This is a genomic window from Acinetobacter sp. RRD8, from assembly GCF_031844225.1.
In the GTDB taxonomy this organism is placed as follows: domain Bacteria; phylum Pseudomonadota; class Gammaproteobacteria; order Pseudomonadales; family Moraxellaceae; genus Acinetobacter.
Genome location: NZ_JAUZUU010000001.1, coordinates 191,730 through 215,362 on the forward strand (window position 1 = coordinate 191,730; position 23,633 = coordinate 215,362).

Sequence of the window (23,633 nt, forward strand, 5' to 3'; positions counted from 1 at the left end):
GCATGACATTAGTTCTGTCGTACAAATTTAAAAGTGACATTGGCCATGTCGATCCCGAATGATGATATGTAGGATAGCAGTAACTAGTTTCTTGGATTCTATTTACTAAAACTGACAACGTATCTGTCGCCTAAAGCCATGTTAAAGAATCTGGTTACTTTGTGCATAAGCATCCAGTTCACCTTGAGTCACGACACGCACCGCCTGCATTTCATCAATACGTACCAGTAGCAAGCCACCTAAAGCAGGCTGATAACGACGGGCACTGCCGAAAGGCGTATAGGCCACTTTCGACTGAATACTAAAGCTCAACCAGTCTTCATGTCCCAACATCACAGCAACCGGATCAAGTCCCTGCTGCTGCATTAATTCAATTTGCTGATTCACATAGTCTTCAATGGTTAATTCAGTCATGGTGCGGGTATTCAGTTTGAGAATTACATTTCAGACAGTATAAAGCATGCAAATCGAGCTGAAGATCAGAAAACCAGCAGCCGGTATTCTTTTAATAAATAAGTCGATTGGATTTTAATTTTCTCATTCTAGATCTGAAATTTTCTATTTCATACGATTGATAAAATTAGGAAATAACCTGTTTCACTAATAAGCTATTGAATTAGAAAATTAATTATCCAAATTTATAGCTTATAAAAACTTAATATTTAGTTACAACCTATTCAATATGATAAAAATCATTTACTTAACGTTTAAATTGATTTTTTCTTAATCAACCGATGTTCACTATATACACAAATTCATTTAAATTAATTTAAATAAAGGCATTTGCCCTTTAAAAGATAATTTTTCACCCTTATTTAAGATTTAACAATGATGAAGGAGTGATCTCGTGAAAAAAGTGGTTAAAGCGAAAAATTTGATTGCATTTCGACTATGGTTAGAAAAATTGGGATATTCGGTACGCACCCTGGCGGATGATCGTGGTTTCAGTTTCAGCTTCAAGAAAGAATATGGCCTGGTGACCTGTGATCTGGCAGGTAATGCTCTGGCACTACAGTTAGGCGAGGAATTTGAAGATCATTTAAAAGCCTGATTGCTTCTATTTAAGAGAAGAAAAATAAATTAATCTTTCCACTGATTCAACAGCGCTATTCTCCAGTTATTCAGCCCATTTCGATGGGCTTTTCTTTGTTTAGTAAATTTGAGGCAATAAAAAAGCAAGGCATTTGCCTTGCTTTAATATGATGGTGGGGACGGAGAGACTCGAACTCTCACACCTCGCGGCGCTGGAACCTAAATCCAGTGCGTCTACCAATTTCGCCACGTCCCCATCAGGGTACCAACTTAGCGTTGGATTTCTTTCAAACTTTGGCAGAGGATCAAGGATTCGAACCTTGACGAACGGTTTTGGAGACCGTCATGCTACCATTACACCAATCCTCTACTTCCACCCAATATCCAGTTACTCAAATATTGATTGGTGGGGACGGAGAGACTCGAACTCTCACACCTCGCGGCGCTGGAACCTAAATCCAGTGCGTCTACCAATTTCGCCACGTCCCCAATGGCTGTGTATATTATAGAGATAGACCGACATTGACAAGCGATTTTACAAGCAATCACAATCTATTCCGCTATAAAATAAACAGTTAGTTCTATTTTTTAATTTTTTATAAAATTTCTGCCGAAAATTTGATTCATTTTAGGATATGACTGCCCATTCGTTATTTTTAATCATTTCGATTCAATTCCAGCATTTTAAATTAAAACTCAAATGAATTTCTAATCTTGATCAACATAGGCATTCAGAATACTGAAACTATTATTGATAAATAATGTCTGAACCAGTGCTTGAAATCAGAATACAATACCGCATAAATAACAACAGCTTTACCAAATTTCAGGCAATAAAAAAGCAAGGCACTCGCCTTGCTTTAATATGATGGTGGGGATAGAGAGACTCGAACTCTCACGCCCAGAAGGCGCTGCGACCTGAACACAGTGCGTCTACCAATTCCGCCATATCCCCATGGCTGTGTATATTATAGCGATCAGACCTGATTCACAAGTAGTTCTGCAAAAAGCTAAATACTTTTATATCAAAAATTAAGCAGTTAATTCATTATTGAGCAAATAATGCTCTATTTAGACCAACATATAAAATTGATGAATACAATGGAACTGATCCATATGACATTTAAATTATTCAATATGCAGATTGCATGCAATACCATGAAATTTGCTAAAGTTCTGCCCTTGCATGATCATTCGCTGGAGAATTTAAATCCAGAACGCATTGATGTTCATCAACCATGACAGCAAAAATCTGGTACTAAAAAACCGACCTTAAATTTCAGGCAATAAAAAAGCAAGGCATTTGCCTTGCTTTAATATGATGGTGGGGACGGAGAGACTCGAACTCTCACACCTCGCGGCGCTGGAACCTAAATCCAGTGCGTCTACCAATTTCGCCACGTCCCCATCAGGGTACCAACTTAGCGTTGGATTTCTTTCAAACTTTGGCAGAGGATCAAGGATTCGAACCTTGACGAACGGTTTTGGAGACCGTCATGCTACCATTACACCAATCCTCTACTTCCACCCAATATCCAGTTACTCAAATATTGATTGGTGGGGACGGAGAGACTCGAACTCTCACACCTCGCGGCGCTGGAACCTAAATCCAGTGCGTCTACCAATTTCGCCACGTCCCCAATGGCTGTGTATATTATAGAGATCATTTCCAGCTGACAAGCCGTTTATCATAAAAAAACACTCGTTTGATTAAATAAGAAACAATCCGAGTTTTATTGTATTTTTCTCATTCAATTTCAGTCATTAAGTAATCTTTAACAGCTTTGAAATCGGCAAATCTATGCTGCTTCTGCTTACTTAACATTTCTTCTAATAAGCCTTGAAAAGCCTGTAAGTGCTGCGGTAACTCAACTTTCAGACGCTGACAATGCAAAAAGGCCCAATCCAGATAATCTGTCGCCTGTAAACGCTGACCACTCAACCACTCATAAAAAATAACACCCAAAGCATAAACTTCACTTTGTAGGCTCTTGGCTTGGCCTTGGAACAGTTCCGGCGCCATATAACGCGGTGTCGCATTCAGTTCATGCAGGTCATTCTGATGGAGTATTTGGACATGCTCAAAATCAAGCAGGCAGACCCTGCCCTGATTATTTACAAAATGTTCCTGCTTTAAATCGGCATGCAAATAACCCAATTCTTGCAGGCAGATTAAAGGCTCCACAGTTTGCAGCAAATGTTGCCGAATTTGCGTGATGGATTGCTGATGCGGCATGATCTGAAAATGCGCCGGCGCATCGACCAGAATCAAGGCCTTTTCAAAGTTTTCATGATTGATCTTGAAAGGTTGTTGAATAATTTGATGCGGAAGGAAAAAAGTCAGTTCACTTGAACCAGCATAAACCTGATAAAAATCCAGCTCATATTGCCAGCCTAGTTCAGCATGTGGAGATGATTGTAAGCTATCAGATCTATGTGATATCTGGGTTTTTAACCACAGCGCATGCCCTCCAGCATAATAAAGACGTCGACCAAAACCCAGACTACGGGCTTTGGTTCGCAGTTCAAAATCAAAAGTATCGAGATGATCTAAATTAAGTCGTGGCAATGTATTCAGGTATTGGATTAAGTGTATGCTGATAATTTAGCAGCTCCAGACAATGCTGAATAGTTTTCCCGACCCGTTCCTGAGTCTCAATAAGGGAAATTTTCGGCCATGTGGCACGCTCGCCTTCACGCTGTAAAATTTTAAACAGATATGGCCGCGGATTTTGCAACATATAGCTATAGTGGCGCAGGCTATATTTACCGACAATATTCACATCACCATAATAACGCTGATCCACCACACCATAGCCATGATCCAGCAGACGGCGTACAGGAGGTAAGCTTCCGGCATGCTCTCGGGCAAAATCCATCATTCCTTTGGTAATCACCGCGCCCTGACGGCGAACAATTCGTTGTGGCCAACTCAAAGTACCTTTACGGAAACGTGAAATATCATCCTGCATGAATGGCACGATGTGCGGGTTGGTCTGACTGGCAATGGTATAATTAATATTATACAGGCGTGCCATTTTCTCCTGCGGAAAATCACTGCGCACGCTGCCATCCACCCAGCGGGTTGAACCCATATAAGGCGTATATTGACCATCATAGCGCTTACTGGTCAAACGAACCGGTGGAAACAGAACCGGCACCGCACAAGACGCCAGTACCGCACTCCAGACCAGCAAATCCGGAGAAGTATAGGCATTTAAAATGCGTGCATCCTGTCCAGCATCATAAGGTGCAACCGCAATATTGATATGCAGACCTGAGGTTTTGAGTGCTTCTTCGAAGGTCAGATCACCCAGATTTTCGACCAGAAATTTTTTTAGATATTTTACATCTGCCAGACCACCATTACCTTTCATCAATTCACTCATGGTGCGGAAATGAAAAGCCTCATGAAAGAAATTATGGCCTTTCAAAATATCAATATATTGCGAAGGTTTGGATACACCTAACATGGCGGTCATGATGGCACCCGCACTTGAACCGGACATTACCTTCGGCAACAAGTCCTGCTCCATTAAGGCTTTGCATACACCAGTATGAAACAGACCCAGCGTCGAACCACCGGAAAACATCAGGGCTGGCTGGCCATAGGCGCGCTGACAATGCTGAAAATATTCGATTTTTTCTTCCATACTGAGACAGGTACAATCTATTGAAGCAATATAGGCTAAGCCTTGGCTGACTTCTTCGACATAATCTTCAATAATTCTTTTAGTGCCCACATAGGCTTCGGTAAACAGTAGAGGATGGGCAATGTTGGCAATATCGTAGCTCAGGCCTTCGCGCAAAATATACATCAGGTCACGGGTGCGCTTTTGTTGTCGATAGCGTCGTAATTTACCCAGACGATGTGCGATCACTTCTGCATCAAAGTAGGGTGAACTGTTATCAAATTTCCATTCCTGTGCACCTGATTCTTCATCTATTTTCAGGGCAATATATTTCCATTCCTCATAGGACTCAGCCTGTTGCAGCTGCTGCTTGAGCTTTTTAATACGATAGGCCTGATGTGGATTAATATCCTGAGTAAAATCTTTAAACAGCATCTGCCTTTTCCCTATATTTATTCTTGATACACCTCGTACCCAGAGCCAGAAAATGTGTACAAATTTTCTATCCTCTACAATAACGAAAATTCTCTACTTTAAGCAAATTATCATACTTTTCTGGCTTTGACTGTGAATTTTGCAATGGTACTATCTTAGCCATAATTTTAAATCTGTAATGTTAAATCATGGCGAAAATTGAGTTACCTGACCATATTTTAAATGCCCTTTCGACTGTTCTGCAGCAACTTCAGCAAAGTCTGCCCGAACTAAAACAAATTCCTGATTTTTCTGCTCATGCCTATAAATGGCAACATGGTGAACTCAAACCTATTCATCAGCTTAGACAGATGGAACTGGCCGATTTAAAAGGGATTGAGCGACAAAAAGAAAAAGTCATCCAGAACACGTTGCAGTTTTTAAACGGCTTACCTGCCAATGATGTCTTACTGACCGGTTCACGCGGTACGGGTAAATCCTCCATTGTTCGTGCCCTACTCACCGAGTATGCAGATCAAGGGTTACGATTAATTGAAATCGAACGGGATGATTTATCCGATCTGCCTCAAATTCAGCAACTCATTGCAGAGCGTCCAGAGAAGTTTATTGTCTACTGTGATGATCTGGCCTTTAATGCCGAAGACGAAAATTATCGCAGTTTAAAAAGTGTTTTAGATGGCTCTTTACAATCCGGTTCCAGCAATTTTGTGATTTATGCGACCAGTAACCGTCGTCATTTATTACCCGAATTCATGCATGAAAATACGCCCGTTACCCGAGTTGATGTGCCGCAATATACTGAATTACATCCTCAGGAAGCGATTGAAGAAAAAATTTCACTGTCTGACCGCTTTGGTTTATGGCTGTCTTTCTATCCAATGGATCAGAACCTGTATTTGGAAATTGTCGAACATTACCTCAAAAAGGCAGGCATGGAACTCACGCCAGAAACCCGTGCTGAAGCCCTACGCTGGTGTCAGGCACGCGGTCAACGTTCAGGACGTGCTGCCTATCAGTTTTCCAAGCACTGGATTGGTTCAACCCAACTAAATGCCTCTTAACAACTTAAAAGCGACCGGTTCAGGTCTCTTTTTTCATATAAATCATTTATATAATGATGATACTCAAAAGAAAATTAAAATTATGGATGTCGGCGCAGTTCTCATTCAACTTAAGCCCTTACACATGCAGCAAGTTCATGACTGGCAGCGTACTTTGAAAGCACGTCAAGACGAAATAATTGAAACGCTTAAGGCTGAACAGGTTCATGTCGAGTCCTGGTTTTATCTGCAACTTCATGGTCAGGACTATTTGATTGCATATATGCGCGCCGACAATATTCAAAAAGCGCAAAATATTGCAAAACTCAGTACTTTCCCAATTGACCAAATGCATAAACAGTTTAAAACTTCATGGCAAGCGGTTTATCCCGCCGAATTGTTATTGGATGCTACAGTTACCTGATTTATTAGCACGGCTATTCAAAATAGTTTTGTAATAAAGACTTCTCCCCAATCAATAATAAAAAAAGCCCTGGAAATACAGGGCTTTTTTGACATCTCGAATTATTGTTTATCACCGATAATAGTAGACCATAGCAGGTCATCAATTTCACTGCCATTGAAATAAACAGTAGCCTTCAATGATTCAGGCTGGTTCTGTTTGACCTCAATTACCTGATCATCGCTGTCCTTAATTCTAAGCACGCCCTCTTTTGGCAAATGCTTATAGTTATTTAATACGGTTTCATCCATTTTAAATGGTGTCGTGGTATTAAAATCAAAACTGTAACGATAATCTGCCAGATCAGGCTGACCGATAATCGTACCACGACTGGTTAAGGTACGAATCCCATTACTGCCACTGCCATAATCATCGACCAAGCTGTAATTATAATTACGCACCTGCAGATATTCTTTGCTCTTTGTATCAAACGCGATTCCAGAAGTACCTGCCTGACCGGTCTCGGCGATACGCTGGAATTCCAACTGATCGATTTGATAAGATTCGGATTGCCCCATGTTATTTTTGGTTTTACGATGCACAATTGTGCCAGAAATCAGGTAGTCGTCCTTGAGATTAAAATCTACATTTGAACCATAACGGACATTGCTAAAGCTTAAAGTCGTTGTGTCACCATTCACCGTCTGAGTAATGTTTGAGCCTTTACGGTAAGTTTTATCCAGAATAATACAGTTATCTTTATCTGTTTTTAATTTCAGGGTTTTGACCGAACCAATGGTATTGACTTCCGAACAGATCAGATTTGGATATTTAATACTATTGATGCCCAAATTATAAATTTTGATAATACGTGCAGTACGCCCATAAGGATAATCTGCGAATACTTCTCCAATCATGTGACCTAGAGCAACATTATAGTCGGTATCATTACTGGTATTTCCGGAAATTTTATCGCGAATTTTCTTTACAATATCCTGATCTTCAAACGGGACAAACTCCTCTGAAAGCTCAGGGGAAATACTTTCCTTAGGAACATTTGGAGGTGTAGTGACAGTAGGACTGTCTGAGCTACTTCCCCCACCACCGCCACAGGCACTCATTAAACCCGAAACAAGAGCAAGTCCAAAGATAGAAATCTGCTTTTTCATAAAATTTATTCCCTAAAATTTCTTTGCATTTTTATTTGGTGATCACTAAAGATTGGCCTTCTCGAAACTGAACAGCTCAAATGCTATTTCTGCCGGTGATATTTTTTCTTGGCAGCCAGCTTTATCCTTCGATATCGCTTTATCTTTAACAAAGAAATTTTTGGTTCTGTAATTTTAATGTATATTTCAAACAACAATTATCATAAGAAATGAAGTGTTTATTTGAATCTTGTTCCTTACCAGAGTCGCTTTTCAACACACTTAAAGCGCATTTAATTAGATCGATTAACTTTGCAACAAAGCTTATAAAATTTGTAATTGTTAAGTTAAAGATGGATTGAATTTTCTTTTTATGAAGAATCATGTTCAACTTTCATTCATGATTATGAAAGAGAATATTGAAAGATAGGATGACTTTAGAGCATAGAAAATGATCATTTTTATGATATGAGATACTTAATCATTTACAGAAAATTTTAAGCAGAAATTATTTGAGATTGCTCACGGATTCACTGGATTTTTTCCGACGTTTATATTCAAACATGTTCTGATCCGCTTGTGCGAGCGCTGCAAATAAGCCCTGACTCGGATGACGCATCGCCATACCAATCGCTGCGCCAATGTTTGCTGCTGCAAAGGCATTAATTAAACGATCCACTAAACTTTTAGTACCCGTTTCATCATTTTCTACGCTAAGAATCACAAACTCATCACCACCCAAACGGGCAACAATATCGTTGATCCGTACATTATCTCGTAATACTTGAGCCGCATTTTGAATCAGCCTGTCACCTTCATCATGACCCAAACTATCATTCACCTTTTTTAGGTCATTTAGGTCAATAAATAATACAGCGGCGGGATGACCATATTGCTTACAACGCTCTTCTTCTGCTCGCAGCAGTTTTTCCCAGGCACGGCGATTATAGAGCCCGGTCAATTCATCTTTACTGGCTTCTTCCTGCAATAATTCATGCTGTCTTATCTGCTCACTCTGACGTAATTCTGCCTGCAAGATCGAACTGAGCAATTGTCCCAACAACTCGACCAGTTGCATATCTTGCACAATAGCTTCCGATTTGGTTTCTGGATCAATCGCACAGAGCGTTCCAAACAAACTACCATCTTCTTTAAGGAGTGGCTGACCAATATAAGATTTTATACAGACCTGCTGATTAATCGGCGCTGTGGCGTATAAAGGAATTTCTTCAGAGCGGGGGGCAATTCTCGGGGCCTTACCTGCGACCATATGAGAACAAAAAGAATCAGCCCACTGAAACACTTGACCGGGTCGTATATCATAACCATGATCTTCACTTTGCAGCACAATCCAGTCTTGGCCTTCTACCCGGGTGATCATCCATAAATTAAAGCCAAAATGCTGATGCAAAAACTTTAACACCGCCTCTCCAGCATCCTGAAAACTTTTGAAATTTATATTTTCCATTCGAGATTGCCTCTGCTGCAAACCTGTAAAAATATGCATGATATCAACTTAAGCTATTAAACTATTTTTCCAGTTTCAATAGAATATAAGAGTTCTAAATACAGCTATAAAACTATATATTTACAACATACCGTTGCTATAAGTTTTCATTTAAAAATTCACAATAAAAAAGAGGCCTAAGCCTCTTTTCTTCAAGCCTGAAATCTATGCCTCAGTCGGATTAGTCAGTTCCGTCATTGGCCAACGTGGAGTTGTCGTCACAGCCAAGCCATCATGCTGTCCTGCTTTGAGACGCTGATAGCCCGCAAAAGCAATCATGGCACCATTGTCTGTACAGAGTGCAGGTTCAGCATAATAAACAGATGCACGAATCTTGGCTAAATCTGCTTCTAAACGCTCACGTAAACGCTTGTTGGCACTAACACCGCCCGCAATCACCAGGCGTTTAAGCTCCGTTTGCTTCAGTGCTTTCACCGACTTTTTCACCAGAGTATCGACAATGGCTTCCTGAAAACTGGCAGCGATATCGGCATCGCGGTTTTCATCACCGAGTTTTTTCATTTGTACAGAAACTGCGGTTTTTAGACCACTGAATGAAAATTCTAAACCTTGATGCAGCATTGGTCGCGGGAATGCAAATGCATTTGGATCGCCGTGCTCTGCCAGTTTGGAAATATTCGGGCCACCCGGATACGGCAGACCCATCATCTTCGCGACTTTATCAAATGCTTCGCCTGCCGCATCATCAATGGATTCACCCAAGAGTTCATACTGGCCAATGCCATAAGCAGCCATGAGCTGAGAATGTCCACCCGATACCAACAATGCGACAAATGGAAACTCAGGCGGAGTTTCTGACAATAAAGGTGCCAGCATATGACCTTCCATATGATGCACACCAATTGCGGGTTTATTCAGCGCAAAGGCCAAAGTACGACCAAACAATGCACCGGTCATGAGTGCGCCCATCAGACCCGGGCCACGGGTATATGCGACTGCATCAATTTCTGATTTTTTCACGCCGCTCTGTTCAAGCAGCTCATTGATGAGTGGAATCAGTTTACGCACATGATCACGTGACGCTAGCTCTGGAACTACACCGCCATATTCTGCATGCAGTTTAATCTGGCTATAAAGCACCTGTCCGCGCAAACCCAACTCGCTGTCATACAGCGCAAGTCCTGTTTCATCACACGACGTTTCCAAGCCTAAAACGATCATTAAACTGCCTATAACCTGTATCAATTCTATTGCAGCAACTATTATAGACTTGTGGTATGAGATGTAAATGAGTAAAATACTGACCTTCACTTGTGATTGAGGGCAATTCAGCCCGAGATCTTACCCTAACTGATATGAGGATTCTTCATGCCACAAGTTAAATTGAAAGAAGGCGAACCAGTAGACGTAGCTATCCGTCGTTTCAAACGTTCATGCGAAAAAGCGGGTGTTCTTGCTGACGTACGTAAGCGTGAATTCTACGAGAAACCAACTCAAGAACGTAAGCGCAAAAAAGCTGCTGCTGTTAAACGCTACCAAAAGAAATTGGCGCGTGAATCAGTACGTACAACTCGCCTTTACTAAGATTAATTTGTGATTGATTGCCTGGAATAAATAATGACGACTTTAAAAGACCAAATCACGGATGTTTTGAAAGCAACAATGCGTGCCAAAGAAATGTCCAAGCTGACGGTCATTCGTAGTCTACAGGCAGCAATTAAGCAAATCGAAGTCGATGAGCGCAAAGAACTTGACGACGCTCAGGTTCTTGCGGTCATTGAAAAACAAATTAAACAACGTAAAGAATCGGTTAAAGCCTTTGCAGGCGCTGGCCGAGATGATTTAGCTAGTAAGGAACAAGCCGAAATTGAGATTTTGTCTCAGTTTCTACCAGAAGCTATGACTGAGGAAGAACTTGATTCCATGATTGCGCAAGCTATTGCAGCGCAACAAGCTACTAGCATGAAAGATATGGGTAAGGTGATGAATTCTCTGCGTCCGCTCATAGCCGGGCGCGCCGATCCTGCACAAGTTTCCGCCAAAATCAAAGCGCAACTTGCTTAATCCATACTCTCTAGCATTTTCTCTTTAACGTTGAACTGCCTTTAATCAAAGACAGTTCCTGACGTATTCTCATTGCAAATTACAATCGACCTGATAACGCTTAAGTAATTGCATCTCTTTCGACGATTTCACTTCTACAATTACATCCCGTTTACTCATATTTTGAAACTGACGATCCAGATAAGGACGATTCTGGTCAGCGGCCTGATATAAACGATCAACATAACGTCCTACAATTCCACAAAATTTTGCATTCTGCTCAGGACTAAATCCCTGTTGCTGCGGATTTAAACCACTTAAAAACTGACGCGATTCCTTTTTATAATCCGCATTAATTCGTTCTATTGCTTCTACATATTCAACTGCACTCGCAGCAAAAACCCCATAACTCCACCCCAGTAGACACACGCCCAATAGTATTTTTTTCATATTATGCTTCAGTTTGATTCACGCTGATCTTTCAAAAAGATTGTAGCCTGATTGAATATATTCTTGCTATATCATCCTGATACAAAAACTTAAAACCCAGTTCAGCTTTAAATCTTATATTGATGTGCCTGCTGCATCTGCTTCAGACGCTGGCGAATGGTGGACGATAAAGATTGATTATTCTTTACGCTACGCTGTGCATGTAATAATGATTTGATGGCAGTTTCTTCATATCCTGACCAATATTCTACTTCTGCACGATAGCGCAGCACATTAGCAGCCTTAATCGGCGAATCTGGCTCTGCATTGGCAGCCAGTTGCATTAGTCGCCAGCCACTGACATCCCGTGAATTGGCATTTAGAAATCGCTGCACTAAAACTTTTGCTTTATCGGGTTGCTTGGCGCGAATCAGCACTTCTGCATATTTATAATTGAGCGCTCGATTTTCCGGCATGATCCGCGCTGCTGACGCTACACTTTCCAAAGCTGCATCAAGCTGGTTCTGAGCTAAATAAATATCAGTCTGGAATAAAACCTGTAAAGGATGCATCTGGTTATGCTTTTTTGCTCGATCTAAAGTGGCCTGCGCGGCCTGGAAATCACTTTGCTGTATTCGATAGGCAGTTAAGGCAAGCTGGCCTGCAAAATTATTTTGCCGGTCCATCAGGATAAGCTGCTCTGCATTGGTCTGACCAGACAATACCCTGCTATACCACTTGATAATGTCAAAGTCTTGGTCATTGAGACTGCGTTTCACCGCAGGAAGCTGGTTGGCACGTAAACGTGCTTCACTCATACGCTCGGTGGTGAGTGGATGAGTGAACCAGAAATCCGGCAGAAAGCTTAAGCGGCTGGTCGAGCGATGCATGACCTCAAAGAAATCTGCCATACTATGCGGGTTATAACCGGAACGATACATATATTGCATACCAATCCGGTCTGCCTCACGCTCCTGATTACGGCTATAGGTAAGCTGTTTATCCAGAAGTGCTGCCTGTGAACCCATCATGACCGCTGTGCCGACATCGCCATCTGCCTGAGAAGCGACCAAAGCACCGACGAGAATTCCGGCTAGCGCCAGTAAACCTTGCCCTTTAAATGCATCCTGAGAGCGACTGTAATGACGTTGTGTGACATGTGCAATTTCATGCGCCATCACTCCTGCCACTTCATCCATGTTTCGGGCTGAATTAATCAGACCAGCATTAAGTGCAAAGAGGCCACCCGGTACGGCGAAAGCATTAATTTGGGGATCATTAATGACCAGCAAACCGATCGGCTGTTGCAATTGAGTCTGACTCAGGATATGAGAAAATACTGAAAGCAACTGATCTTCAAGCCATGGATTTTGCAGGACCGGCATTTGTTTATGCACTTCACGATAGACTTTTTCACCGATCATTTTTTCTTTTTGTTGATCGAGTAAGCCGACGCCTGTACCAATATCAGGCACAGAAAATTGTACATTTACTTGATTAAAATCATGGTTAGAGCCGTGCCCTGCTACCATATACAGACTTAAGCCACACGCCAGCGCCAATCGTTTCAATGAAAAATCTCTAATCCTGCCGATCTAATTTATCTTGAATATAGCATTGAACAATGAGCAGAGACGCAAGAAAATGTTATTTTTTAATACCATTTAAACGACGAATCAGATGCATTTTAAAATTCCGGATTGACCACATAACGGGGCACTCGTCCTTCCAAGGCATCAACAAGATTCTGATAAGCCAGTTCTGCCATTTTTTTACGGGTGGCTGCAGTGGCCGAACCCACATGTGGCAATGTAACCACATTATCCAACTGGAATAATTCCGATTCCTTTAACGGCTCTTTCTGATACACATCCAGACCGGCAGCAAAAACCTGCTTGGCTTTTAAAGCTGAAATTAATGCCTGTTCATCAATGACCGAGCCACGTGAAATATTGACCAATACTGCATGGGATTGCATTTTAGCCAATTCCGCTGTCGCAATCAGCGCCTTAGAATCCGCATTCAAATCTACTGCAACGACCACAAAGTCAGAACGCTGTAACAGTTCCTCAAGCTGGCAATATTTCGCATTCAACCCTTGAGCAAGTTCTGGTTTTTCCCGACGATTATGATACAGAATATTCATATTAAAACCGTAAAAACCACGACGTGCGATTGCAGCTCCAATATGACCGAGACCAATAATTCCGAGGGTTTTTCCAAAAATATCCATACCAAATTGTGCTTCGCCCACGGTACGCTGCCATTGTCCCTGCTTGGTCCATTGATCCAGGTAAGCCACTTTGCGTGCTGCTGACATCAGTAAAATGAAAGCCAGGTCAGCAGTGGTTTCAGTCAGTACATGCGGCGTATGACTGAGATAAATTTTCTTTTCATTTAAATAATCCAGTTCATAGTTGTCATAACCGACACTGACACTGGAGATAATTTTTAACCGGGTGGCACTGGCCAGATTATCGCGATTCAACAAGCGCCCTGCGCCAATCATGCCATCAGCATCCTGAACCTGCTGCAAAAGCTGTTGATTCACATCGCCTAGCTTCGGTTGTATATAACTAACCTGATAATTTTGTTCCAGCTTGTTTTGAATATCAGTATCAATTTGACTAAATACAACCACTTTTTGTTTCATCTATTTTTATTCCACAGCAAGATTATTCCAGACTGGCAGTCCTATTTTGCATAAACTGCCATAAACGTTTTTTTAGAATCGGCTGATCCAGCATTTCTTGTAAAGATGCCAACTGGATCATTTTCGTATTTGATATATGCGCTACAGGCCCGAGGAAAATAATATTTTTCTCTGCACTCATTCCATCCAGAAAACCCTGAATATAGGATTCTACACCACGTCCATCCTGAACATTGGCCCAGGGAAATGGCCAGTTCAGCTCATGAAACTCACCTGGGACTGCACGCTGGATATTGCCCCATAAATTCTGGGTGTCTTCGGTCATTGCAGTTGCATCAATCACGATACTGCAATGTGCCAGACTTAAAGCCTGCAAACTGAATGGCGGGATTTGTACGATTTCACGCTGTTCCTGAACAGGTGCAATGTGAGTCGGTGCCGCAGGTGGTGTATCAACCTTAAGCGTAACAATTGGCTCTGGCTCAGGAATCGGTAGATCAGCCAACGCCTCTACGGAAGCAGGCTGTGGTAAGACGATATCGGTGTGAAATTCAGGTGCAGCCTGATCACGCCAGATCGAAACCTGGTGCGGCTGACATGCGCTGTCCCTAGGAATCCAGAGATCGATTCCTAATGTTGCCAGTATGTCACGCTGATGCCCAATCATCTTTTCATCATCACCAATTTCAGGCTGAACATTTTAGCCGGATTGCCTGTGCTTTGCCGAACTTTTTCAGCTTTTCTTTTTTATCCTGATGGATTCTAGTACAAAGTTTAGCTGTCTGCTAAAAACCGTGCTTTTAATACACAATTAAACCATTCCTGCTGTTATAACAGATTCCGGCTAAAGCTGCGCGTTCTCATTTATTTTCTACAGAATGGTTAAACTGTTCTTCTTTAACATTTGCTGAACGACCTGTTCTGCCTCAAAACCCAAGCGCCAATACAACAGCTCCATCACGTCCAACTCATCCTGTGTCACGATACGATCACTCCACAAACAGGCCTCTGCAATACCTAAAATACTGAGGCGATCACGCAATAACAGCCCCGCAATATCATTCAGGATTTCTGCTAGATCAATCGGCTCATCAGAAATTTCATTATATAAGTCCAGTTCCTGAGCGGTCAGAATCCGGTTTAAAATCCGCTCCCGCACCTCAAGCTGGTTGCCGCTATTAATCTGCTGTACATGCAGCAAGGCGTCGATCAAACGCACAATCTGTGGCTTGACCTCATCGAGTGCTGTAGGCGTATGTGCAGGAAGCAAATTCAGTTCGTATTTCACACATTCCAGTAATAATGCATCCAACAGGCCAATTTCGCCATCTTCCTGAATAATCCGTGCCAGCTTCATCAAAAACTGGCGTGCAACAGTTGTCGGCATGCCACCAATATTGTTACAAGCTTGCTGGAAAATCGAGATATGCACCCGCCCGTCCAGATTGAGCAATGAATCTACAATGGCACGGCTAACTTCAGCCTCAGTCGGAATAAATTCACGATATTGACGGATCATTAAAATGGCGACCATCACTTCACGAGAACCAGTTGCGGTTTGTAATGCACGCTCAATCAGTTCCGGACGTGGCATCTTGAGCCGAAGTTCCGGATTCAGTGGTTTGATCGCATCTTTAATCGCAAAACTGATCGGAGACAGCCGCAATAATGGCAAAGGCTGTGGCGAGCTCCAGCTCATTGCAGTTTCAGGCACCACTTCTTCTAAAGAACGGAACAAACTAAACAAAGGCTGATTTTTGAGTTTTTTCAGATTCTCAAGCTGTAAGTCCTGAATCAAGGCAGGATTTAATTCATAAATCCGCTGATTGATATTGGGATGAATATTCAGCCAGTTTTGTGGGCTCAAGGAATTGGCAAAGCACATATGTGAAATGGATTCAGCATATTCACTATAAATCTGGGAGCCAGAATGATGCACATGGATTCTGAGTAAAGTCTGGATATTGGCATCATTTTGAATCAGGCGACGGGTCTTCCGATCATTTTTATAGGTTCGACCACCCAGTGAAATATATTTAATAAAACGGGAAATCAAAACACCCAAACTACCAATCAGCCAGATCACCGCACCGACTGCAACATAGAAAGTTTCAAACTTGTTTTCACGGGGACTACCCGCTCGATAAAAACCGGACTTGGCAATCTTACTGCCACACTGACTAAACGTGGTTAGACTGCTATACAGAATTTTCAAACGGGTATTTTCTGCAGCTTCACCAGAGAGGATTTTATTGAATTCATGGCTGAGCAAGCCATACAGCTCGACTTTATCCAGTGTTTGTATCGCACCCCAAGTCAGGATAATTGCGGTATCCCGCGGACTAAAACCCGCCGTCAGCGCATTGACACCGACTTCATCGGGCAGCACATATACTGCAGGAACATCAATCAGAAAAGTCTCTGCCAACTGTTGGTTAATGTGCAATGCAGCACTTTCTTCGGGAATACTGTCCATCGGACTCAACCGACGCGCACCCAACTGCTTCGCCAGTGAATAACCACCATTCCGAAAAATATAAAACTCGTAGATGACCGAGATCATCATGGCACATAATAGCAAAGCAATCAGGTAAGGACTCAGCGCATGCCAGAAGATTGACTGGCTAGGATCAGTATAAAAAACAAAGAGACCAACAACGGTATTAATAATAAAAATAGTCAACAGAATTGCAATCAGGCAAAAACTTACAGGCAGTACTATATTTTTGTTTTTTATAAAATCGTATCCTACGTTTCGCAATGCAGAATCCTAAAATGATGATTTTCAATGGGCTCATCATAAAACAAAAAAGCGGGAAATTCCCGCTTTTTCATGATGATTTTAACTACTTAGACTTCGCGTACGCCAGTCAAATCCACTGAGGCTGCATCAATATTGACATCAATATAATTGCTTTCTTTCATGGCACTGTCACTACGTTTTTGCTGAAGATCATCCAGATATTGCGCATCAATACCGCCCGAAACATAGATGCCATCAAACACTGAACAATCAAAGTCTTTGACATCCGGTACTTTGGTGGTTCTTACCGCATCTTTCAAATCTTCCAGATCCTGGAAAATCAGACGGTCAGCACCAATAATTTCACGGATTTCTTCCACGCTACGTTCCGATGCAATCAGCTCAGATTTCGCCGGCATATCAATACCGTAAACGTTTGGATATTTCACCATCGGTGCTGCAGAAGCGAAGAATACTTTTTTCGCACCAGAATCACGAGCCATCTGGATAATTTCATTACAGGTCGTACCACGGACAATCGAGTCATCCACCAACAGTACGTTTTTACCTTTAAACTCAAGCTCAACCGGGTTCAGTTTTTGACGTACCGATTTTTTACGCAGCTGCTGACCAGGCATAATGAAGGTCCGGCCGATATAACGGTTTTTCATGAAACCTTCACGGAATTTCACGCCCAACATATTGGCAAGTTCTAGCGCTGAAGTACGTGAAGTATCCGGAATCGGAATCACCACATCAATATCATGCTCTTCACCCCACTCACGCAGAATTTTTTGCGCCAGCTTCTCACCCATTTTCAAACGTGCTTTATACACCGAGATTCCATCAATGATGGCATCTGGACGGGCAAAATAAACATATTCAAAAATACAAGGACGGTATTCAGCATTCGCCGCACATTGCTTGGTAAAAAAATTACCTTCTAAATCAATAAATACCGCTTCACCAGGCAAAATATCACGCTCAACTTTAAAGCCCAGCGCAGTAATCGCAACAGATTCAGAAGCAATGATATATTCCATACCCTGTTCAGTTTCACGTGAACCGTAGATCAGTGGACGAATACCATTTGGATCACGGAAGCCTACCAGTCCCTGACCGGTAATCATCGCCACCACACCATAAGCGCCTTTGCAACGCTCATGCACACGCGTCACCGCATGGAAAATATCTTCCGACGTCGGTACCAATTTGCCATGTTTTTGCAATTCATGCGCAAACACGTTTAACAGGACTTCCGAATCAGAATCGGTGTTCATATGACGCAAGTCAGTTTTGAACAGGTCATCATGAATTTCTTCAGCATTGGTCAGGTTACCATTATGTGCCAAGGTAATCCCGTACGGCGAGTTCACATAAAACGGCTGTGCTTCAGCACTGCTCGATGAACCGGCTGTTGGATAACGCACATGACCAATACCGTAATTTCCTTTCAAAGCACGCATATGACGGGTATGGAATACATCACGCACCATACCATTGTCTTTGCGCAGGAATAAACGTCCTTCATCACATGTCACGATCCCAGCTGCATCTTGTCCACGATGTTGTAACATCGTTAATGCATCAAACAACATTTGGTTAACGGGTGATTTACCAGCTATACCAACTACTCCACACATAGCAACCTCGCAGACAAGCTAGGATTAATAAAAAGGATTATTTGTAGACTCATCTGCAGCTCCAGACTTGGACGATGTTTCAGATGATGAAGCTGAAGGTTTCGATGCCCCTTCAGGCTTGATATGTTGTAGTGCACCATTCGCGGCTTCTTTCGACATTTGCGTCGCCCAAGGCGCATAAGGCAATAAAGCTTGAATAAACTTGGACTGTTTCCAGTGTGGTGAGCTTTCTACCCACGGGCCAATCCCCTGCATGGTAATCAGGACAATCAGCAGACCTTTCAGGCTACCAAAGACACCACCTGCCAGACGGTTGAGAGGACCCAGCTTGAGACTCTTTAAAATACGGTTCAACAGTGCAGTAACGCTCCAGGTCAGAACTACGATCAGCAGGACGATAAAAGCGAAGGCCGCAATCTTTTGTACGACTGGATCTGTACTCAGAGCAACCATAGACGGCGCAAGTAGTGTTGAATATTTTGCCGCAATAATCAGGGCAAATATCCATCCCACTAAGTTCGCAAAGGCTTTAATAAATCCTTGACGCAAACCGTTGAGCCCTCCAATGAGCAAGATAATCAGTAGAAAGATATCAATGGCATTCATAGGATTTAAAGTGCGTCTACACAATCTTTTACAAGTTTAGGGCCAGTATAAATGAGGCCACTATAAATTTGTACAAGGCTGGCACCTGCCTGTTTCTTGGCAGCAGCATCTGCACCCGAAAGAATACCACCCACACCAATCAATGGGATTTGTCCTTTTAATACCGCAGCAAATGCAGCCAGACATGCGGTACTTTTCTCAAATACTGGCGCGCCAGACAAACCGCCCGCTTCCTCTGCATGCTCCAAACCCTCTACGCCTTCACGTGACAGCGTGGTATTGGTCACGATCAGGCCATCAATCTTGAACCGCAATAACTGCTTGGCAATAAAGGCAATATCGCTGTTATCCAGATCAGGCGCCACTTTGAGTACCAAAGGTACATAATGCTGGTATTCCTGAGCCAATTCAAGCTGACGCTTCTTCAATGTTTCCAGCAGTTCGGTGAGTGCATCACCACTTTGCAGGCTGCGCAGGTTTTTGGTATTGGGAGAAGAAATGTTGACGGTAATATAAGAAGCATAATTATAGACTTTTTCTAAACAGATGAGGTAATCATCTACTGCTTTTTCTACCGGAGTATCAGCGTTTTTACCGATATTGATACCGAGAATACCTTTAAATTTGGCCGCTTTGACATTTTCAACCAGCCGATCCACGCCATCATTATTAAAACCCATACGGTTAATAATGGCTTTGGCCTGTGGCAAACGGAATAAACGCGGATGAGGATTACCGGCTTGCGGTCGCGGGGTAATGGTACCAATTTCAATAAAACCAAAACCTTGACCGGCAAGGGCGTCAATATAGGCACCATTTTTGTCCAAACCTGCCGCAAGACCTACCGGATTGGGAAATTCGATTCCCATACAGGTCACAGGTTTCGCAGCAACGTTTTGACGCATCAAACCCATTTTATGGGATGATTTCAATAGTGATAATGTCAGCTCATGTGCACGCTCTGGTGCTAAAGAAAACAACAAAGGGCGGGCTAGAGAATACAACATATCCAGAAAAGTCTACTGCTTTTTAAGTCGGCATATTATAGGCATAGGCTGACAAAAAAACCATGCTTTGCAAATCTTTATTTTTACCGTTTATTGTATGGTCGCCGTTAATTTAATCTGTCCTGCCTCATTATTTAGTTCCATTTTCTCGATACTTAGCCCCATTTGTGCCAACTGAGTCAGGAAATTTGCCAGTACTGCATAATTTTCATGCATGACCGCCAATTGAATTTTTCCTTCCATTTGCTGAGAAGCCACCGACAATCCTTGCTGCTGTGCGACCCGCTGTACTTTTTCTGCAGCATCCAGTTGCGTGTCCCCAGCCGGTTTCATGGTTACTGCATTACTTTGCATCCAGACAATGGTATCTTTCAGCTGATTTAAGCGTTTTTGCTGGGTGTCTGCCGCCTGATGCATATACCAGAGTGCAGAACCGACTGCCGCCACAATTACAAAAACAGTGGTAAAAATCACCAATACCCGTTCACGTACCGACAGGCTGTCCAGATAATCGCTCAGCTTTTCAAAAGACTGATCCATACGATTTTGTAGCGCTTCAATGCCTTTCATTATTGAATCCTCACCAGTCCGATTGCTGCTGTTCCGCTGGCCTGAATATTCCCCAGCTCCACCTTAAAGCCTTGCTGGCTTAATTGTGTGGTCAGTGCATTTAACGTTTCTGATGAATTGGCTTTAAGTTCCATACTGAGCACAGAAGCATCATAATTCACCCGTTGTGCCACAATCTGATTTTGCATCAAGACTGGTCCCACCCGACTAATCAGCTGCAATGCGTGTGTATCTGCAATCTGGCTTTGACGCAACTGCCCTTCAAACTGACTTTTGATATTCTGCTCAGTCACCGGATAATTCTGTCCAAACCAGTATTTAAACTGGTCGATGGCTTGCGCGGCGGTCTGATTCGCCACTTTCTTATATTGATACCAGCGCACAGCATCATAACTAAACTGCAATGCCAAAATACCCAGAAAAACCGCCGCGCAGGCTTTCCAATAACCGGAAATAGCACCATCAGATTTTGCTTTAGGCAATATATTAAACGGATGCTGTTTTGGTTTTTTCAGTACAGGAATTCCATATTGGAAAGACTCCAGTTGCTCCTGAGTGATGAGTGCTTCAAGACTACGCAACTGCTCCTGATTCAGGTTGCTCACCTTATAGCTGAGGTCCTTGGACTGATAATCCAGATAAAGGCTTAGATCATCCAGCGACTGACCGATATATTCCGACTCGCGCACCAGCAAACGCCCACCAATTTGAGCAATCACACGCTGATTGGCATCAGGAACCGGCAGCACTAAAAAGTCCGGCAACAAAGCTGCTAGCTTGACCGGGATCAGGCTTAAAGCATGTTGCAAGGTCTCAAGCGTAGAATTCGCAATTCCCATAATGCTGATCTGATCCGGCTGTTGAAAATGATGCAGCACTTTCATGGCATCTACCGGCAGCACCACATATTCTTCGAGCAAATATTTGATGCCATCATTGCCCATTTTCTTATATTGGCTCTTAGGCAAGGTCTGCTGCAAAATTTGCACATGACGGCTCGGAAAAAACACCACCGCCTCTTCGCCATGATGAGCCTGTATATCCTGAATCAGCTGCTCAAGTGTGACTGCAGTGTTCCAGAATTCCCCAGTTGACCATTGCCAAACCCCATTGGCTTCAGGCATCCATAAATACAACATCGATTGTGTTCTGCCGTTTTAATAAATTTTTTATAGTGTAGGAATAAAGCTTTTTATCTGTGTGGATAAGCCAGGGGCAATCACCGCCTGATCATAAATGCGTGCTTCTGCCAATGCATAGGGATGAAAAGATTCAGCCAGCAGAATGGAAGACATATGGGCCACCACATTCATATGACACACCACTGCAATCGACTCATAAGGCAGTTGCGATAACCATTCCACTGCGACCTTAGCATCATCATCCGGTTTGATCGTATTACAGATCACCACCGGCACATCTTTAAAATAATGCTGCAAATGTGCCAGAGTTTCCTGCGCACGCAATAACGGACTGACCACAAAGACTTCAGGCTTAATCAGATCCTTTAAGAACTGTGAAGTCTGCTCAGCCTGTTGATGACCACGCTCCGTTAAAGGTCGCTTGGTGTCATTACCATTGACCGGTGGTGCGGCCTCGCCATGTCGAACTAAAGTCAGTTGCATTTGATTTCCTTATATTCTTTTGCCTGCATGATAAGCAGCGAATATGACAATTCGCAGACAGTCCCTGTGTTATAGATCAGACTTGATGATGTGGCAAGACAAATTCAACATCACTGCGATGACCGTTTTTCATCAATGACAATGCAATATTGAGTGGCGGCGCACCTTCAAAAATCACATCATACAAGGCCGAGGTAATCGGCATATACACATCGAGCTCTTCCGAACGTGCCTTGACCTGTACAATGGTATTAATCCCTTCTGCCGTTTGCCCCAACTCAGTCGTTGCCTGCTCCAAGGTTTTACCTTTACCAAGCGCATAACCCACCTGATAATTACGGCTAAGAGGGCTGCTACAGGTAGCGAACAAATCACCCACACCTGAAAGCCCAAGGAAAGTCAGCGGATTAGCACCGAGTTTTACTGCAAAACGGCTCATTTCGGCCAAAGCACGGGTCAGGATCATACTCTTGGTATTTTCACCCACGTTATACGCAGCAGCCATGCCCATCGCGACAGCATAGATATTTTTTAATGCGCCCCCGAGTTCTACCCCATTCACATCATCACTGGCGAATACGCGGAACAAGGCACTATGTAAGGCTTGTTGTACGGCATAACGCACCAGCTCGGACTGGCTGGCAATCACGGTTCCTGCTGGCTGTCCTGCCACAATTTCTTTGGCCAGATTCGGTCCTGATAACACACCATAAGGCACTTCAGGCAACACTTCACGAATAATATCGCTCATGAAACTAAAGGTTTTGGCTTCAATACCCTTGGTCAGCGAGATCACGGCTTGCGACGTAATAAAAGGTTTGATTTGCTGCAAGACATCCCGAAAGGAATGACTCGGAATAGCGACTAAAATAATATCGCGATCACGCACAGCCTGTTCCAGATCTGACACCGCTAGCAGATTTTCTTCTAACTTAAAATCTGGCAAATAGCGTTTATTGATATGGGTGGCATTAATATCTGCCGCAACTGCTTCATCACGAATCCAGATCATGGTATTGCAACCATTACGCACTGCAGTATTGGCCATTGCAGTACCAAAGCTGCCCCCACCCAATACCGTTACTCTTAAAGCTGTCTTATGATCAACTGCAACCGGTTCTACCAGTTTTGAAAAATTTAATTCTGACATCTTATT

The 23,633-nt window shown here is 42.8% G+C and carries 23 protein-coding genes and 7 tRNA genes; 5 read left to right on the forward strand and 25 right to left on the reverse strand.

The features are described from left to right. Positions 1-141 precede the first annotated feature (141 nt). Positions 142-414: a hypothetical protein gene (locus tag Q9R24_RS00930; RefSeq protein ID WP_213687141.1), complete on the reverse strand. Its 273-nt coding sequence runs from the start codon at positions 412-414 to the stop codon at positions 142-144. A gap of 433 nt (positions 415-847) precedes the next feature. Between Q9R24_RS00930 and Q9R24_RS00935 the strand changes: the two genes are divergently transcribed. Further along, positions 848-1,051, forward strand: coding sequence for a hypothetical protein (locus Q9R24_RS00935; protein ID WP_004280022.1), 204 nt, complete (start codon positions 848-850; stop codon positions 1,049-1,051). Positions 1,052-1,203: 152 nt separating this feature from the next. On the opposite strand, the gene Q9R24_RS00940 is transcribed toward Q9R24_RS00935, so the two are convergent. From Q9R24_RS00940 to Q9R24_RS00980, 9 genes are all read right to left on the reverse strand, one after another. After that, positions 1,204-1,288 (reverse strand) — tRNA-Leu (locus Q9R24_RS00940). A gap of 39 nt (positions 1,289-1,327) precedes the next feature. Continuing rightward, positions 1,328-1,401 (reverse strand) — tRNA-Trp (locus tag Q9R24_RS00945). Positions 1,402-1,436: 35 nt separating this feature from the next. After that, a tRNA-Leu gene (locus tag Q9R24_RS00950) sits at positions 1,437-1,521 on the reverse strand. A gap of 380 nt (positions 1,522-1,901) precedes the next feature. Next, a tRNA-Leu gene (locus Q9R24_RS00955) sits at positions 1,902-1,987 on the reverse strand. A 367-nt stretch (positions 1,988-2,354) separates the two neighbouring features. After that, positions 2,355-2,439, reverse strand: a tRNA-Leu gene (locus Q9R24_RS00960). A 39-nt stretch (positions 2,440-2,478) separates the two neighbouring features. Next, a tRNA-Trp gene (locus Q9R24_RS00965) sits at positions 2,479-2,552 on the reverse strand. A 35-nt stretch (positions 2,553-2,587) separates the two neighbouring features. Continuing rightward, positions 2,588-2,672 (reverse strand) — tRNA-Leu (locus Q9R24_RS00970). Positions 2,673-2,779: 107 nt separating this feature from the next. After that, on the reverse strand, positions 2,780-3,601 hold the full coding sequence (locus Q9R24_RS00975) for a protein kinase domain-containing protein (RefSeq protein ID WP_311203520.1): 822 nt from the start codon (positions 3,599-3,601) through the stop codon (positions 2,780-2,782). Further along, positions 3,588-5,099 carry a DUF3336 domain-containing protein gene (locus Q9R24_RS00980; protein ID WP_005246731.1) on the reverse strand — a complete coding sequence of 504 codons (1,512 nt, stop codon included), beginning with the start codon at positions 5,097-5,099 and terminating at the stop codon, positions 3,588-3,590. Before Q9R24_RS00980 ends, Q9R24_RS00975 begins: the two co-directional genes overlap by 14 nt. 188 nt (positions 5,100-5,287) lie before the next feature. Between Q9R24_RS00980 and Q9R24_RS00985 the strand changes: the two genes are divergently transcribed. Further along, complete coding sequence (locus Q9R24_RS00985) at positions 5,288-6,160, forward strand: ATP-binding protein (protein WP_004280026.1); 873 nt, start codon at positions 5,288-5,290, stop codon at positions 6,158-6,160. Beyond that, positions 6,150-6,563, forward strand: coding sequence for a DUF6176 family protein (locus Q9R24_RS00990; RefSeq protein WP_311203521.1), 414 nt, complete (start codon positions 6,150-6,152; stop codon positions 6,561-6,563). Before Q9R24_RS00985 ends, Q9R24_RS00990 begins: the two co-directional genes overlap by 11 nt. A 101-nt stretch (positions 6,564-6,664) precedes the next feature. Here Q9R24_RS00990 and Q9R24_RS00995 read toward each other — a convergent pair whose 3' ends face one another. From Q9R24_RS00995 to tsaD, 3 genes are all read right to left on the reverse strand, one after another. Further along, positions 6,665-7,711, reverse strand: a complete 1,047-nt coding sequence (locus Q9R24_RS00995; protein WP_311203522.1) for a hypothetical protein — start codon at positions 7,709-7,711, stop codon at positions 6,665-6,667. A gap of 487 nt (positions 7,712-8,198) precedes the next feature. Continuing rightward, positions 8,199-9,158 carry a sensor domain-containing diguanylate cyclase gene (locus tag Q9R24_RS01000; RefSeq protein ID WP_311203523.1) on the reverse strand — a complete coding sequence of 320 codons (960 nt, stop codon included), beginning with the start codon at positions 9,156-9,158 and terminating at the stop codon, positions 8,199-8,201. 204 nt (positions 9,159-9,362) lie between these two features. Continuing rightward, on the reverse strand, positions 9,363-10,379 hold the full coding sequence (gene tsaD / locus Q9R24_RS01005; RefSeq protein ID WP_311203524.1) for a tRNA (adenosine(37)-N6)-threonylcarbamoyltransferase complex transferase subunit TsaD: 1,017 nt from the start codon (positions 10,377-10,379) through the stop codon (positions 9,363-9,365). A gap of 147 nt (positions 10,380-10,526) precedes the next feature. Between tsaD and rpsU the strand changes: the two genes are divergently transcribed. Continuing rightward, on the forward strand, positions 10,527-10,742 hold the full coding sequence (rpsU, locus tag Q9R24_RS01010; protein WP_001136722.1) for a 30S ribosomal protein S21: 216 nt from the start codon (positions 10,527-10,529) through the stop codon (positions 10,740-10,742). A gap of 33 nt (positions 10,743-10,775) precedes the next feature. Continuing rightward, on the forward strand, positions 10,776-11,222 hold the full coding sequence (locus Q9R24_RS01015) for a GatB/YqeY domain-containing protein (protein ID WP_004280076.1): 447 nt from the start codon (positions 10,776-10,778) through the stop codon (positions 11,220-11,222). A gap of 69 nt (positions 11,223-11,291) precedes the next feature. Here the strand turns inward: Q9R24_RS01015 and Q9R24_RS01020 are convergent, their stop codons facing one another. From Q9R24_RS01020 to Q9R24_RS01075, 12 genes are all read right to left on the reverse strand, one after another. Next, positions 11,292-11,651 carry a hypothetical protein gene (locus tag Q9R24_RS01020; protein WP_005107293.1) on the reverse strand — a complete coding sequence of 120 codons (360 nt, stop codon included), beginning with the start codon at positions 11,649-11,651 and terminating at the stop codon, positions 11,292-11,294. Positions 11,652-11,758: 107 nt separating this feature from the next. After that, the gene (locus Q9R24_RS01025; protein WP_213032099.1) at positions 11,759-13,201 is read right to left on the reverse strand and encodes a M48 family metalloprotease; all 1,443 of its coding nucleotides are present in this window, start codon (positions 13,199-13,201) and stop codon (positions 11,759-11,761) included. A 116-nt stretch (positions 13,202-13,317) separates the two neighbouring features. Beyond that, complete coding sequence (locus Q9R24_RS01030; protein ID WP_311203525.1) at positions 13,318-14,283, reverse strand: D-glycerate dehydrogenase; 966 nt, start codon at positions 14,281-14,283, stop codon at positions 13,318-13,320. Between the two features lie 22 nt (positions 14,284-14,305). After that, positions 14,306-14,950, reverse strand: a complete 645-nt coding sequence (locus Q9R24_RS01035) for a hypothetical protein (protein ID WP_253174311.1) — start codon at positions 14,948-14,950, stop codon at positions 14,306-14,308. 204 nt (positions 14,951-15,154) lie between these two features. Beyond that, positions 15,155-17,044, reverse strand: a complete 1,890-nt coding sequence (locus Q9R24_RS01040; protein WP_311203526.1) for a M48 family metalloprotease — start codon at positions 17,042-17,044, stop codon at positions 15,155-15,157. 89 nt (positions 17,045-17,133) lie between these two features. After that, complete coding sequence (purF, locus tag Q9R24_RS01045) at positions 17,134-18,669, reverse strand: amidophosphoribosyltransferase (protein ID WP_004729956.1); 1,536 nt, start codon at positions 18,667-18,669, stop codon at positions 17,134-17,136. Between the two features lie 24 nt (positions 18,670-18,693). Further along, positions 18,694-19,275: a CvpA family protein gene (locus Q9R24_RS01050; RefSeq protein ID WP_311203527.1), complete on the reverse strand. Its 582-nt coding sequence runs from the start codon at positions 19,273-19,275 to the stop codon at positions 18,694-18,696. A gap of 5 nt (positions 19,276-19,280) precedes the next feature. Beyond that, complete coding sequence (locus tag Q9R24_RS01055; RefSeq protein ID WP_311203528.1) at positions 19,281-20,282, reverse strand: quinone-dependent dihydroorotate dehydrogenase; 1,002 nt, start codon at positions 20,280-20,282, stop codon at positions 19,281-19,283. Positions 20,283-20,372: 90 nt separating this feature from the next. Continuing rightward, a complete protein-coding gene (gspM, locus tag Q9R24_RS01060; RefSeq protein ID WP_222112043.1) occupies positions 20,373-20,852 on the reverse strand; it encodes a type II secretion system protein GspM in 480 nt (159 codons plus the stop codon). Continuing rightward, entirely contained in the window at positions 20,852-21,991 is a 1,140-nt protein-coding gene (gene gspL / locus Q9R24_RS01065) for a type II secretion system protein GspL (protein ID WP_311203529.1), read from the reverse strand. The genes gspM and gspL overlap by 1 nt, the downstream gene beginning before the upstream one ends. Before the next feature lie 30 nt (positions 21,992-22,021). Then, on the reverse strand, positions 22,022-22,477 hold the full coding sequence (locus tag Q9R24_RS01070) for a phosphoglycerate mutase family protein (protein WP_243474776.1): 456 nt from the start codon (positions 22,475-22,477) through the stop codon (positions 22,022-22,024). 76 nt (positions 22,478-22,553) lie between these two features. Beyond that, complete coding sequence (locus Q9R24_RS01075) at positions 22,554-23,627, reverse strand: NAD(P)H-dependent glycerol-3-phosphate dehydrogenase (RefSeq protein WP_311203530.1); 1,074 nt, start codon at positions 23,625-23,627, stop codon at positions 22,554-22,556. Positions 23,628-23,633 lie beyond the last annotated feature (6 nt).